The 16,040-nt window shown below is 34.5% G+C and carries 9 protein-coding genes; 2 read left to right on the top strand and 7 right to left on the bottom strand.

All coding sequences use genetic code 11. The annotated features are described in order from the left end of the window. The first annotated feature begins 53 nt into the window (after positions 1 to 53). Complete coding sequence (locus tag ACKXGU_RS10595; RefSeq protein ID WP_463465290.1) at positions 54 to 1,244, top strand: Pycsar system effector family protein; 1,191 nt, start codon at positions 54 to 56, stop codon at positions 1,242 to 1,244. On the opposite strand, the gene ACKXGU_RS10590 is transcribed toward ACKXGU_RS10595, so the two are convergent. After that, positions 1,241 to 3,616: a GAF domain-containing protein gene (locus ACKXGU_RS10590; RefSeq protein WP_463465289.1), complete on the bottom strand. Its 2,376-nt coding sequence runs from the start codon at positions 3,614 to 3,616 to the stop codon at positions 1,241 to 1,243. The two genes, ACKXGU_RS10595 and ACKXGU_RS10590, sit on opposite strands and share 4 nt — an antisense overlap. Positions 3,617 to 3,834: 218 nt before the next feature. On the opposite strand from ACKXGU_RS10590, the gene ACKXGU_RS10585 reads away from it, so the two are divergent. Continuing rightward, positions 3,835 to 4,233 carry a hypothetical protein gene (locus ACKXGU_RS10585; protein ID WP_463465288.1) on the top strand — a complete coding sequence of 133 codons (399 nt, stop codon included), beginning with the start codon at positions 3,835 to 3,837 and terminating at the stop codon, positions 4,231 to 4,233. Between the two features lie 55 nt (positions 4,234 to 4,288). Here the strand turns inward: ACKXGU_RS10585 and ACKXGU_RS10580 are convergent, their stop codons facing one another. From ACKXGU_RS10580 to pgmB, 6 genes are all read right to left on the bottom strand, one after another. Then, on the bottom strand, positions 4,289 to 5,728 hold the full coding sequence (locus tag ACKXGU_RS10580) for an alpha-amylase family glycosyl hydrolase (RefSeq protein ID WP_463465287.1): 1,440 nt from the start codon (positions 5,726 to 5,728) through the stop codon (positions 4,289 to 4,291). Between the two features lie 2 nt (positions 5,729 to 5,730). After that, positions 5,731 to 9,222: a TIM-barrel domain-containing protein gene (locus ACKXGU_RS10575; RefSeq protein ID WP_463465286.1), complete on the bottom strand. Its 3,492-nt coding sequence runs from the start codon at positions 9,220 to 9,222 to the stop codon at positions 5,731 to 5,733. Positions 9,223 to 9,266: 44 nt separating this feature from the next. Further along, positions 9,267 to 11,192: a glycoside hydrolase family 13 protein gene (locus tag ACKXGU_RS10570; protein WP_463465285.1), complete on the bottom strand. Its 1,926-nt coding sequence runs from the start codon at positions 11,190 to 11,192 to the stop codon at positions 9,267 to 9,269. Positions 11,193 to 11,218: 26 nt separating this feature from the next. Beyond that, the gene (locus ACKXGU_RS10565) at positions 11,219 to 12,997 is read right to left on the bottom strand and encodes a glycoside hydrolase family 13 protein (protein ID WP_463465284.1); all 1,779 of its coding nucleotides are present in this window, start codon (positions 12,995 to 12,997) and stop codon (positions 11,219 to 11,221) included. An 80-nt stretch (positions 12,998 to 13,077) separates the two neighbouring features. Further along, a complete protein-coding gene (locus ACKXGU_RS10560; RefSeq protein ID WP_463465283.1) occupies positions 13,078 to 15,384 on the bottom strand; it encodes a glycoside hydrolase family 65 protein in 2,307 nt (768 codons plus the stop codon). Next, a complete protein-coding gene (gene pgmB, locus ACKXGU_RS10555; protein WP_463467428.1) occupies positions 15,381 to 16,037 on the bottom strand; it encodes a beta-phosphoglucomutase in 657 nt (218 codons plus the stop codon). Before pgmB ends, ACKXGU_RS10560 begins: the two co-directional genes overlap by 4 nt. Positions 16,038 to 16,040: the final 3 nt, after the last annotated feature.

Below are 16,040 nucleotides of genomic sequence, written 5' to 3'. Positions count from 1 at the left end.
TGACATTGTTGTTGCATAAAGTTTAGTATTTTTACTAAAAATCAAATACGTTAATGGAAAATATTATTGAGAAAGCTGATGCGTTTGTTTTTGAATTATTTAAAAACGAACTACCTACTACTTTTATATACCATAACTACACCCATACCAAAAGAGTTCTGAAAAGCGTCAACGAACTCATTGAGCATGTTGACTTGAATGATACAGAAAAATTAATTTTAAGGCTAACAGCCCTTTTGCATGATACCGGATATATTAAGGGTTGTAACAATCATGAAGAAGAAAGTGTCAAAATTGCAAAAGACTTTTTATCCAAACAAAACTTAGATTCTGATTTGATTGACAAAGTATCCAATTGCATTCTAGCTACAAAATTTAATGTTCAACCTGATAATTTACTCGGGCAAATTATTAGAGATGCTGATTCATCACATTTTGGTAAAGATTATTTTGATGAAGCCAGTGAATTTTTGAGGAAAGAATTGGAGATAATGGGAATTAAATCGTTCTCCCAAAGAGAATGGTTAGCTGAAAATATTGAAGTGCTTACAAACAAACACCAGTTTTTTACGGAATATGCCCTGAAAAACTGGCAACCGATTAAAGAAAGAAACTTGGCTTCCTTGATGAAACAGAATAAAAAGCTGAAAACAAAAGTCAACAGTGAAAAACTCAAAGCTAAATATAAAGCTGCATATAAAAAGGATGATCCTGATAGAGGTATCCAAACCTTCTATAGGGTTGCTTTAAGAAACCACATTAAATTAAGTGACATTGCTGACACTAAAGCCAATATCCTACTATCAGTAAATGCCATTATTATTTCATTGGTCCTTTCAAACTTAATCAGTAAACTTGATAATCCATCCAATGCTTACTTAATAACACCAACCATTATATTTGTGTGTTTTAGCGTTATATCCATTGTGCTATCTATATTAGCTACCAGACCTAATATTACCAATGGTGAATTTACTAAAGAAGATGTTGCACAAAAAAAGGTAAACCTGACATTCTTTGGCAATTTTCACAAGATGGAATTAAATGAATTTGAATGGGCCGTGAGTGAATTATTAAAAGACAAGGATTATGTCTATAGTTCGCTCACCAAAGACCTTTATTTTTTAGGCAAGGTACTGGATAGGAAATATAGAATTTTACGAACAACCTATACGGTATTTATGATCGGCATTATTATTTCCGTCATTGCTTTTGGAATCTCGTTTCACTTTGCCGGCATTTAAGATTGAATTTCTTTCATCAAATCTTCATAGGTATAGAAGCTTTTGTCTTTCTTATTTTTATGGTATAATACGCTTACACGAATAGCCTTTAACCCTGTAACGGCTTGCAAATCTTGCAATTCAACTATTTCAATGTCTGTATCCAGCATGTGCTTGGATTGTAAAAACTTGATATATCGCAAATATTCTATTTCATCTTGTTTTTGGGAATAGACAATAGTCAACTTTCCTTTTTGTGTCACACGTTCTTTGGTGCCTTTAATGTAGGCTTTATCTACACGCTTTTTTACAATTTCATAACGCGCATTGTACGTGCCATCTACATCAAATTGTTTCTCGTCCATTCTGAAGCTAATTGACAACGGTTGATTAAAGACCAAAATCATGGATGCAACATCCAATGAAATTGGAAATTCAGAACGCATTTGATAATAATCATTTTCCATTTCACACATAACCTGTAATTGCCACAATCTTAAATTATACAAGTATATTATGTTAAAACTGTTCTCCTTGGTAATAGATTCACCAATGTACATATTGTGTTCTACGCCATCCGTTTTGTACCGTTCAAAATAATGTGGATACATACCTTGCGCATGCTTCTGTTTATAATCCAGTAAAGCAGCCATTCTTTTATTTATCGTGGCTATAGTATGATCGTAATCCTTGCGGTGTTTGTATATTTCATGTATTGCAGGATCCATAAATTCATGATACTTTTCAATCACAGATTTTAATGGCCTAAAAGTTTGCAGATGCTCCAAAAGGGGCACTATATCCTGCTTGAAAAAAGCTGATATCTTTTGTTCGCTATCAACTTGAAAGTTTGAATCCAAACCTCTTTCAAACTCTTCAATCTGATAAATAAACTGCTCATATATTGGCAAATTATCTAACTCTAAAGCTTGATTCATTATATTTTTAACAAGATTCAATTGGAGTTTTAAATCTTGTTTCGTGGCTTGGTTTCGCGCGTCCGAAGAACCTTGAATATCAATTTGTCCATACAACGGGTAAATATTATCAAAAGCTATTTTTTTAAAAATTGCTTCCTGACCGTTCCTTTCACTTTTAATATATTTTTTTGCTTCAGCTTCAAAACGCCAGAGCACACTTTCGTGAATAGAGGTACACTCTTTTTGGATAACAGCCTTAATTAAATTATTCTCTTCATCTTTTGAACGCTGAACAGCCGCAATTATATAAGGCATGACATCGGTCAACTTATTGGCATTAATACTATTTAAAACTTTTGGTTTGTTGGAAACCAATTCTAAAATTCCCATTAATCCGTCCTCATTGGCTATTGGTGCAAAAATGGCACTCTTGATGTTTTGACCATGGAGTGTTTTTATATGAGGTGCTTTACCTTTAGATTTTTCATATATTTCATCAACATCAGAAATAGAAAAGTATTGCTTGTCTTTAAGAAGCTTTTTATAGGACCACTTACACAAGGCATCAACGCAGTGTAAATTCTCCATCTTGTTCAAAAGATAACTGGTCATTCCAGTTGCGATAACTCGCTCAAACATATCCTCTCGCTCATTATAAACCGAAAACCCTACCTCAAGATCTTTTATACCCAAAAGCGATCTGAAAATCTCATGAAAATCAGTCATGAAATCTTCAGCATTGTCTTTATCTTGACCTATGAGTGTAAACTTGATATTTGAAATAGACTGATCATCGGTAACATCAAAAATATTTGAAATTACAAACCCTTTGAATGTATAGCTTGCTGAAGGAAACTTTTCTTTCCATAAATCAATATTCTCAAAATTGTCCAACAATTCATAATAATCGCTTTCGGTTATAATTGGCGCATTTTGCTCTCTGATGATATCGGTAAAATCAGCATTATATAAAATTTTAAAAAACCGTAACACACCATTTGCATCTGGAATTTCGTAGTAAAGCGGACGTTTGAAATTTATGGAGTACCCGTAATATAAATTCAAAATAGCCACGCATGATAGAATATACAAATCATTTTCAGGCATATTCTTCATTTTCAACTTAAATTCTGGTCCAGCGGTTTTAACAATGTCCTTAAAACGTTCAGAAGAGTTAAAAATAATATCTTGAAAGGGAATAGATGCCGTTTTAATTTCGTTTAAAGTGAGCATTGGACTAAATGCATCCTTTAAAATAATGGCAATTTCAGACTCATACTTTTTAAGTAGTGCAACATCAGAAAACCCATCGCGAAGTATTGGGTTTTCTTGAGCTAAACTTAAGACACGTTTGGCTTGAGCGACTAATACCGAATCCTCACTTTTTAAAACATCCTCATACTGTTTTATCAATTTATCAAAACTGATAAGTAGTTTGAAAGGGGCTTCCACATTAGTGTTAATATCACTCATAAGGCTACTATTATTTTTTACAAAATTACAAATAATTGCTTTGGTCGTAATACATGCCGTTTTCTGACATCTTAAAATCAAACCGAGACGTTTGAAAATTCGGTTAATTAAATTGTTTATAATATTTTAACCTTTTTAATAAACATTTATCATTCAAACATATATTTAATTTCATATTAACTAATAAAATTAACAATATGTTTTCAAAAACTAATTTAATGGCTTACCTATCCGCTGCCCTTTGGGCTTACTTTGGAGGTTATTTACTATGGGGAGTTTTAGGAGATCCCTTACTCGAAGATCATTTAGGGACAGCAACTGGTGTTATGAGAGAAATGCCTGATATGTTTCATTTAATCTTGGGATGCATCATTCTGGCGGTTTGCTTCACAATTATTTATTCTAAATGGGCCAGAGGGCATCATAGTTTATCTGAAGGTATGCAATTTGGAGTTTTAATGGGTATTTTAGCTGGATTTGGGGCTGGTTTAATAGATTACTCCACTTCAAATATCATTGCCTTTTCTGGATATATTATTAATGCTTTTATATATCTTGTTTATTATATTGTCATGGGATGTATCGTAAGCATGGTTTATAAAAAGTTTGCAAAATGACAATTTAAAAAGGCCTTAAAAATTTTTAAGGCCTTTTTAAAAACAATTTTTTATCTTATTGTTTTAGTAGAATCTTGTAATCCCAAGCGTCCAAGTTTATTGCACCGTTGACATTTAGTTGATTGTTTTTCATGAAATCCATAAAAGCTCCTTCAATTGGTAATGTAACCTTTTGATTATCTTTAGAAAAATTTCCAATATAGATAACGTCACTTCCATCTTTACTTCGTTTGAAGGCCAAAATACTTTCATTTCCAGTTTCAATTTTTTCGAAATCAGCTGGGTCTTTACCGCCGTTTAACGCTGGATTGCTATTTTTAAGTTCTCCTAATTTTTCAAGAACTGGCCATACTTTACCTTTTGTTTTTGGAATTAGATCCTTTTCAAAAAACTTTAACTGATGGCTTAAATCATATTCTTGTCCCGAATAAATCAATGGCATACCCGGAATCATATAACTCAAAGCCAAAACGGATTCCGAAGCTTCTCCATAACGATCAGTCACAATACCATTCCAAGAGTTTTCGTCATGATTTGTTACAAAGTTCATGATAATATCATCTTTCTCATAAGCTCTATCAATATAACTCATTAAGCTATCAAACTCTTTTATAGGTTTGTCCCCTTTTGTAATATCTTTCATCAGGTGGTGGAATTTCCAACCATATTCCATTTCAAATAAATCGGATCCTTTCATAAATTTAGGTTCATCATTTTCACCAAGCATAAACACATTACGCTCTGCTCTTAACTCTGCAATAGCGCGTTGCCAAAAATCTACAGGAGTTGGCTCGATGTGATCACATCTAAAACCATCTACTTTTTCTTCTTTTACCCAATACATCATATCCTTTATCATTTCATTTTGCATATCCAAATTGGTATAATCTAATTGAGCCACATCGCCCCAACCTTTTGACGTCCCATCCAGATTTAACGGATCTGTGATTTCACCTTTATCATTTTTTACATAATACTCTGGATGATCTTTTATCCAAACATGATCCCATCCTGTGTGATTAGGTACCCAATCTAAAATCACATAAATGCCATTATCATGAGCCGTTTTAACAAGTACTCTAAAATCTTCAATGGTTCCAAACTCTGGGTTCACTTTTGTATAATCACTTACGGCGTAATAGCTGCCGAGCATTTTGGCCCGTTCCGCTTCATCTTCGATTTTATAGGCAAAATCACCACCTGTTGCTTTTCTCTTGGTTTCAGAAATAGGATTGATAGGCATTAGCCATATAATCTTCACTCCTAAATCCCTTAATTGAGGAATGTCTTTAGTAAACTCATCAAAAGTTCCTGCTTCAGAATACTGACGAATATTAGCTTCATAAATAACCGCTGATTCTAAAACTTCATCACTTATCGGTTGAATTTCGGCCACTTCTTCAGTTTTATTTTCTTCTGCTACTTGCGTTTCTTTTTCTTTTTTACAAGAAGCTAAACCCAACATTGCCATTAAAAAAATTGCTGTTTTTTTCATAGTTAGTTTTTAAAATTAATTTTTATTTCTGTCTCTTTTGCTGTGTTCCAAGTTACTGGAATGGTTACTTGTTTAGTATTTATATTAAAATCGTAATGGCTTTTTTTGCCATTTATTTTTATGTTTTTTGGTTCACTCTGTATATTGTGAACAATAAGGTTAATGTCCTTGTTATTAGTTGAATAATTAGTTCCTGTTTCAATTTCAAATTCTATTTCTAAACAGTTGTTTTCTATTTCAGCTTCAAACCCTAATAGTTCATACATACCTTTTTCATAGGCATTTCTTGTCAAACCATCATCATTGTATACGTATCGTTTACTTTCTGATACTGATGCATCATGATAGTAGTGCAATGCAAAGCTATTTAGAGTATAATCATCTGTAGATTGAACCAAATTCGCCATCGGTATAAAGCTACCTGCTCTCACAAAAGTTGGAATTGAGGAAATAGTTGCAGAAACCGTTTTAGTTTGTCCACCTTCAACTTTTGAATCGGTATAAAAATCAAACCACACATTGTCTTTTGGGAAATACACTTCCTTTTCTGATACTTCCGGATTTACTATTGGTGTGATAAGAAAATCGTTTCCCCATAAATAGGTTTTGGCATTAACTAACTGACTTTCATTTTCTGGCTCTTCAAAAAACAATGGTCGCATGAAAGGTGTTCCATTTTGATTGTTTTCAAAAGCTAATGAATAGTTGTATGGTAATAACTTATATCGTAATTCAATAGCTTGTTTAGCCAATTGTTTTGTTTTCTCTTCCCTAAATATGGGTTCACTTGGCACTTCTTCTTGAGCATGAGGTCTGTAAATTGGTTGAAAAACACCATATTGCAACCAACGTGTATAGAGTTCATCGTCTAAATTGGCACCAGCAAAACCACCTAAATCAGAATGCATATAAGCAAGGCCTTGCATAGCCATTTGCATGGCAATTTCGGTTTGACTTTGTAAACCACCCCATGTTCTGTTTACATCACCAGACCATGGAATCAATCCAAAACGTTGTGAACCTGATGAACCTGAACGCATTAAAATAAATGGTCTTTGATTTGGGAAATCGTTTTTATAGCCTTCATAAACTAATTTAGCCCAATCGTGACCATAGGTATTATGAACCTCATCGGCAGTTCCTTTTGCATGTTGCACCCAAGTAGGATGTACTTCGGGTTCGCCTAAATCACCCCAAATACCCTTTACACCCATTTCTGCAAGTTCTTTATAAATGTTCCAAAACCACTCTTTACCTTCTGGTTTATACACATCTATTAAGCCTGTATTGCCAAAATAAAAATCATATCGAGCAGGATTGCCAATAGAATCTTTTGCTAAAACATTTTTCGCTACGGCATCGTCCCAACGTTTTGAAGTGGTTAGCACAAATGGTTCAGTTACTAATACAGTTTTTACACCTTTGTCCTCCAACCCTTTTATCATTTGTTTGGGATTTGGGAACGAATCTCTATAAAACTCTAAATTCCCCATATGACCCTGAATATCTTTTCCAAACCAGTAAATATCAATAATAACTGCATCAACTGGAATTTCAGATTCTTTAAACTTGGCTATGGTCTCTTCAACTTCTTTTTGGGAATGATAGCCAAAACGGCTTGAAAAATTACCAAAAGCCCAACGTGGGGGCATAGGCTGTTTTCCTGTCAAGTCAGTATAATTATCAATCAAATTCAACCAAGAATCTCCAGCGATAACTTGATAGGTTTTTCTGCCAGAAATGGTTTCATAAGTTAGTGTATTGTCTTGGCTACTATCCAAATCCAAATAGCCTATTGGCGCATTGTCAAAATGTATCATGTATTGGTTTGAAGAGATTACAATTGGCATGGTGTAATTCATCAATTCACTTTCGGTTTCGTAACCATAGTGTGCCTTATTATATAGTTGTAGTCTGTGTCCGCGTCTATTCATTCCCAAAGCTCTGGCTCCACCACCATATAGTATTTCATAATTTGTTATTTTGAAATCAATGCTTTCAAAATCATCCGTTTTATAGTAGCCATTTTTTTCTTCGGTTAACTTTTTGTCTTTGTACCAATAAGAAATTTTAAACGGTTTCTTATTAACTTTTACTGTAAAATCTTCTGTTTTAAAAATGACTTGATTGTCATCTTCAGAAAAATCTGCAACTTTAACCATCTTGTTTAAAACGACCGCATGAGAGTCAGGACTGTATTTCTCTCCACTAGGCAGAAAGGTCGTTTCCACAATTTTCGACGAATAAAATTTAGAGATATATTTCCCGTCTGAAACCACAATTTGCAACTCATTATTTTTAGTAAGTGTAGCGCTCACGAATTCTCTTTCTTTAAGCCTTTCCGAAAACAGCCATGAAATAGTTTCTTCAAAATTTTCGCGCCATAGGGTTTCGTTATGCTTCCCTTCTGGAACGACTTTAGGTTTTATGTTTTCTGATGGAAAGCCATTTTCTGTTAAAACTGAAACCATTTGGTTCATATCTTTAACCGTCTGGCTAATCTCATCGAAACGTACATTTTCGCCTTCTTTACCACCTGCCAAAAAATACATTTTAGTGTCTTTTAGACGTGCATTATCTTTAGAAAAATCGTTGACTTGTGGTGCAAACCAAAATGCCGGTGAGTATACCCCTATTTTGCCAAAAACTCCTGGATACTTTAATGCCGCATAATGGGAAATCAAGCCACCCATAGAGCTACCAACAATGGCTGTATTTTCCTTATCCTTTAAAGTATTGTAATTGCTGTCTATATAAGGCTTTAATGTATTAACTAAAAAATCCAGATACGCATCGCCTTCGCCACCACCATACTTTTCATTGACCCACGGTGAGTATTCATCTAAACGCTTGTTCTTTCCATTGTCAACACCCACAACAATCAATTTTAATTGTTTCTCCTTAAAGAGCTTATTTAGTGTTTCGTCCACTTCCCACTCGTTTGAGTAAGAGGATGTTTTTTTGTCAAACAAATTTTCGCCATCGTGCATATAAACCACAGGATAGGATTCCTTTGATGAGTGATAATCAGGTGGTAAATACACCCATACACGACGTGTTCTATTTAATTGAGGAATTTGAAAATCTTCAGATATTACTTTAACATTTTTAGAGGCTGTTGAGGGGTCTTCGACTTTAAAATTATTGGTCCAACCCGCTATTTTAACCTTGACAGTATCGTTGGGAATATTAAAATTGTGGGTGCGGTTTTCTATACTTGCCCCCTTGCTGCCCGATTCAACAGAATCCCATGAACCTTGTGTGAATTTGAATAAAATTAAATTTTCGGATTGTGGCAATGTAATAGTGTATACACCATCTTTTTCTTGGAGTTTATAACTTTCATTTCCACCTGACCAACTTTCAAAACTGCCAGAAATATAGATTCCCTTTTCAGAATCATGTATTTCTGGTAATTCATCAATCACAAAAGTGACTTGTGCATTGACTACTTGAATTAAAAAGAAAAATAGTATGTATAGAATTTGTTTCATGCTTTTAATAAGATTCCGAAACAAGTTCGGAATGACAAGTTATTTTATTTTGTGGTCAATAATGTTACTCCTTTATTGTTTAATGTGATTGCATCCTTCCAAAGGAATTTTTCGTCTGTTATGACATTCTTTAATTCTTTCCCATCAAGACCTATTTCTGTATAACGCTTTAGATCTATTGTTATGGGTTCTTCGTTTTTATTTAAAATAAGAACAACGGTTTCACCTTCAATTATCCTGAATAAAAAATACGTTCCCATAAATGGTGCAAAGTGAATAGTTTTACCTTCATGAATGGCTTGGCTATTTTTTCTATAATTAAGTACTTTACTCAAAAAGGAATGCATATCTTTTTGCTCATCTGTTAAACCATCGCCTGTAAATGCGTTAATGGTATCGTCTTGCCATCCACCGGGAAAATCAGTTCGGATTAAACCATGATCACCTGGTTTATCAAAATCGTTCATAAGAATTTCCGTTCCGTAATAAATTTGTGGCGTACGTGGTAAGGTCAATACAGTGGCTAAAGCTATTTTGGTATTTGGTATATCCCCTTTTAATTGGGTGTGAATGCGACTCATATCATGGTTGTCAGGAAACAACATGATGTCTTTAGGTGAAGCATAATGAAAATCATTGGCCAATCCTTCATAAATTTTAACCAAACCCTTGTCCCATCCTTCATTTTCGTTTAAGGCGTCTACAATATTTTTCTGCATAGCAAAATCCATTGTAGATTTTAAATTAGAATCATAACCATCTCGATTGTTTGCGCCTTCTTGCCAATAGCCAATTAGAATTGGGTTTAAACTCCATTCCTCACCAACTATAGAGAATTCGGGATATTCATTCATTATGGCTCCAGCCCAATCGCTCATAAAGTTTTTATCCGGATATGGATAAGTATCTTGACGTATCCCACTTAAATGAGCTGTTTCAACCCACCAGATACTATTTTGAATTATGTATTTGGCCATAAAAGGATTACGCTGATTTAAGTCTGGCATGGCTGCCACGAACCAACCTTCATTATTTCCTTTTCTATCTGATTCTGAAGCATAAATATCCTGATTAGTCGTACGTCTATGGTTGGAATTAATATTTGTTTCCCAATTCCAATTGTCGATATTTTCTTCGTAATTTTTTTGATTGTTTACCCAATCTTCAAAAGGCAAATCTTTCATCCACCAATGTTCCAAGCCACAGTGATTGGCAACTTGATCCATGATGAGTTTCATCCCTTTTTCCTTCGCTTTTGCTGATAATTCTAAATATTCTTCGAGCGTTCCAAAGCGTGGGTCGATTTGGTAAAAATCGGTCATAGCATAACCGTGATAGGACCATTGTGGCATGTCATTTGTCAATAATGGACAAGGCCATATAGCCGTAAAACCCATCTCTGAAATATAGTTCAAATGATTGGTGATTCCTTGAATATCGCCACCATGACGCGCATAGTTATTAGATCTATCTATTGTTTTTTCATTAAGGTTTTCAAACACATCATTATCAGGATTGGCATTGGCAAAGCGATCCGGTGTGATTAAATAAATGGCATCTGAACTGTCGAATCCAATGTAAGCTTCAGGGGCTAAATCCCTATCCTTTAATTCATAAGTATGTCTCTTTTCTTCGCCACTTTCTGATTTAAAAACAATATCAAATTTTCCTGGTTTTGTGGCTTTAGAAATTGTTAAATCCAAAAACAAATAGTTTGGACTTTTCGCTTTATGGACTTCTTCGATAGTTACTCCTGAATATGAAATTTCAGGTGTTGTTTTACCAATATTTTTATGATGAACCAACAGCTGAAGAGACTTGTTTTTCATATCAACCCACCAATTTGGTGGCTCAACACGATTCAGGTGGGTATTAGATACTTCTTGAATGACATTTTCCTTGGAGTTTTCTTTTTTGCCTCCACAAGAAACTAATATCGACAAGAGTAATATTAATACTATTTTTTTCATTCCACTTTAAAGTTTTGTGACATATATTAAGAGCATTTTTTCAAAATTAATCCCCATTTCGCTTTTACTTCAATCGGGTCATCATTATTAATGATTTTGGAATTGAGTATGTCTTCAAAACAACCGTCATTCAATTCAGGAGCCGATATTGTTTGCGATTTACTTGAATTATTAAGTACCACTATAATACTCTCATTTTGAAACTCCCTTTCAAATACTAAAACATCCTTTGTATCATTTGCTAACAAAGTTCTATAAGACCCAAATTGTAAAGTAGGATTATCATTTCGTATACTTATCAATGATTTGTAATGTTCAAACAATTCGTTGTTTATGGCGACTTTATCGGGCTCATGTTTTGTTTTGCCATCAGCATTATAGACTTCATCTTCATAAATAGTATCATCCCAAAGCATGGGTTTTCTGCAATCCGGATCATTTGCTCCCCACATACCAACTTCATCACCATAATAAACCATTGGTGCACCTACATAGGTCATTTGCATGATTACAAAGAGTTTCTGTAGAACAATATCATCCTTATGAGGTTTTCTAGGAGAATATTCTGCATTGTTAATAGCTTGTGAAACACCAAAATAGGCTCCCCAGTTTCTAAAGTTTTCTATACCTCTATTTACGATGTGTGATCCTATTCTATTGGAATCATGACTACCAAAAAGATTTTGGGATACATATGCCACGCCTTCAGGGTACAATACTCTTAACTCTTTCAGTTTACTATCATATTCGCTTGCAGAAATTCTTAACGAATCCGGATTGAAAAAGAACTCTGCCGATGCAAAAGCAAAATTATAGTTCATTTCTCCATCAAATTCATCGCCTTGCATGTAAGGTTTGACTTTCTCGGCTGTATCGACAATTTCAGCAGTTAGATAAGCTTCCGAATTAATCGACTTGACATAAGCTCTCCATTGTTTCCAAAAGGGGTGACCAATACAATACGCAACATCCAATCGCCAACCATCTATGCCATTTTCAATGCCTTTATTTTTAGGATTCATCCATCTTTTGGTTGCATTGAAAATATACTCTTTAGGACCTTTGACAATTCCTGTACTATCTTCTTTTAGTTCTGGAAGTGACTTTACCCCAAACCATCCTTCATAATCAAATCCTTCTCCTGTTTCAGGATTATCCCAAGATTTTATAATAAACCAGTCCTTATAAGGGGATTTTTCTTGATTTTTAATAACATCCTGAAAGGCAAAACTATTATAGCCCAGATGATTAAAGACACCATCAAAAATAATTCTCATCTTTCTTTCATGAGCTTCATCAATTAACTGCAATGCCAATTCATCAGCTGATGTCCATACCCAAGTTGATGGGTTTAGAGGATCTTCTTTAGCAATTAATTCTCTGTCTCCTTCGGGATCCGGTCCAAAATTTGGGTCTATATGATGATAACTTTCACCATCGTACTTGTGTAATGAAGGTGATTGAAAAACAGGGTTTAGATAAATTGCTGTGATACCAAGGTCTTGCAGATAATCCAACTTATCAATAACGCCTTGTAAATCTCCACCATATCGTCGGCGCAATAGATGTTTCCACATTTCAGGTTCCCCATTAATCCTTTCATATTCTTGTAGTTCATACCAATCGCTACCCCAAGGGTGAATCTTCCATGATTTGGGTAATTCTTTAGGGTCAGCTCCAATAATATCCTCTTTGGTAGGATTGTTTAAAGTATCACCATCTCTAAACCGTTCTGGAAATATTTGATACCAAACAACCGATTTTGCCCATTGTGGTACAAATTCATCATTCTTATTTAGGGGCAATGATTTTTCTTCGTGCCTGCAATTAAGCAAACTGCACAATGACACAAAAAGAAATGTTAGCTTAATTGCCCTAAACATAATTAAACAGTTACTAAATTATTGGGAGAAATTGTAATCAACTCATTGTTCACGAAAACTTGTAATTCTTCATTCCCTTCTATTTCAAAACTAGTATCGTTTTGAGTTACATTAACTTTCAATATCTGATTTCTGAAGTTGATTTTAAAAGAAAATGCCTCCCATTGTTTTGGTATTCGTGGTTCAAAACTCAATGTGTTGTTTTTTACACGCATACCTCCAAAGCCTTCTACAATACTCATCCATGTTCCAGCCATTGAGGTAATGTGCAAACCTTCGTGAACTTCCTTGTTGTAATCGTCCAGATCCAATCGTGAGGTTCTTAAATAAAAGGTATAGGCTTGTTCCATTCTACCCAATTTAGCCGCTTGAATACTGTGTACACAAGGGGATAGTGAACTTTCATGAACCGTATATGGTTCATAAAAATCAAAATGCCTTTCTAGTTCTTCAGTAGAAAAATGATCCTCAAAAAAGTAGAATCCTTGCAAGGTATCGGCTTGCTTAATATAAGGTGATCGTAAAATTCGGTCCCAAGACCAGAATTGGTTGATAGGACGTTGGGTGCTATCTAATTTATCTACCGTAATTAATTCCTTATCCAAAAAGCCATCTTGCTGCAAAAAAACCTGATGCTTTTCAGAATATGGGAAAAACATTTCATCTGCCACTTGTTGCCATTGAGAAATTTCGGTTTCAAAAAGATTGACCTTACTCATTATCCTCGTAAAATCAGAACTGTATTCAGATTTTACTTTGTTTATGTTTTCAATGGCGTAATCAATACACCATTTTGCAATATAGTTGGTGTAAAAGTTATTGTTAACATTATTTTCATATTCATTTGGTCCTGTAACACCCAATATCACATATTTGTTCTTATCAGTTGAAAAGGTTGCGCGTTGATGCCAAAATCGGGCGATTCCAATTAAAACTTCCAATCCTTTTTCAGGAATATAACTGTAATCTCCAGTAAAACGATAGTAATTAAAAATAGCAAAAGCTATAGCCCCATTACGATGAATTTCCTCAAAAGTGATTTCCCATTCGTTATGACATTCTTCACCATTCATAGTTACCATTGGATACAAGGCAGCACCATTTGTAAAACCTAATTTTTCAGCATTTTCTATGGCCTTATCCAAATGATGATAACGATATTCCAACAGACTCCGTGCTACATCTTGGTTTTTAGTTGCCATATAGAAAGGCAAACAATAGGCTTCTGTATCCCAATAGGTACTACCGCCATATTTCTCCCCTGTGAATCCTTTTGGACCAATGTTGAGTCTGGCATCTTTACCTAAATAGGTTTGATTTAATTGTAGAATATTAAAACGTATTCCCTGCTGTGCTTTGACATCACCTGAAATAGTTATATCGGCCATGTCCCAAATACGAGACCAAGCTTGTTTTTGAATATCCATCAAACCATCAAAACCTAAATCAGTTGCTTTTTTCAAAACCTCTTTAGCAGCTGATATTAAGGTGTCCTTACTATGGTTTCTGTCTACGGTGTATCCACCTATTTTATGAATACTAAATGTTTGATTTTGATTTATTGAAGCCGTATAAGTAAACGCTACCTTTTGTGCTGTCTGTTCTATTACAGGCTCTATTTCAGTATTAATATAATCTACAAAACACTGCGATTGCATGAACGTACAGGTATGAAAATTGGTTTTCATAGTGTGCGCTTCTATAAATGCTTGCTGTGAGGTATGTGTCAGCTTGGTGGTATTCCAAAATTGGTCATCCCAATTGGTGTCTTCATTTGTAATACCCGAATCCACATAAGGTGAAAAGCTGATTTTGGCATTACCATTTAATGGTGTCACTTCATAGTTAATAGCACCAACCTCATCAAATTCTAAACTTAAAAATCGGCGTGTTTCTACTTTAACCTGAATGTCATTAGGCAATGTAGCAACAAAACTTCTGGAGAGCCAACCTTCTTTCATATTAAGTTCTCGACGGAAGTTTTCAACTTTCTTACAGGTGTTTAAATCCAAAACCTCGCCATTGACACTCACATTGATACCGATCCAGTTTGGTGCATTCAATACTTTGGCAAAATACTCTGGATAACCGTTTTTCCACCAACCCACTCGCGTTTTATCTGGATAATATACTCCGGCTATGTAACTACCCTGAAATGTATCACCAGAATAGGTTTCTTCAAAATTGGCACGTTGTCCCATAGCTCCATTTCCAATACTGAATAAACTCTCGGAGGACTTCACACGAGCTGCGTCGAAACCCTCTTCTATAATGGACCAATTATCTGGTTTTATATAATCTTGATTCATTTTTCAATTAATTCTTTAATAAAATCTGTTGAGATCTCTGTGAAATCCTTAAAAATATAGTCTGCTTCATGAAGCACCTCTGTTTCTCCTATCCCGATAGAAATCATATTAGCGCTATTGGCCGCTTGAATACCAGCTACTGAATCTTCAAAAACAATACATTCTTCTGGTTTTTTTCCCAATAGTTTTGCCCCAATAAGAAACACTTCAGGATCTGGTTTTGCCTTACTGACATCATTCCCATCAACAATAGCATGAAAATTAGAAATAAGGTTTACTTTTTTTAATATTTTTTTGGCGTTTTTACTTGCCGAGCCCAAAGCAATTTTCTGATTGCTTTCCATTAAAAAGTCTAGAATTTTAGAAACATCAGGAAGAATCTCGTTTTCATCCATTTTGTTGATGTAAGTCAAATAATCATCATTTTTTAACGCCATAAGTTTCATGAATTCATCTTCTGAAATGGTTTTATTGTCCCACTCCAGAATTTTTTCTAACGATTTAACACGGCTCACACCTTTAAGCTGTTCGTTTTCCCTTTCAGTAAAACGAATTCCGAGACTTTCTGCAAGTCTTTTCCAAGCTAAATAATGGTACTTTGCTGTATCGACAATGACACCGTCTAAATCAAATATGAATCCTTTTTTTAACATCAT

The sequence above is a fragment of the Hanstruepera sp. CR43 genome (assembly GCF_055227665.1).
This window is presented reverse-complemented; position numbering and strand designations above follow the sequence as displayed.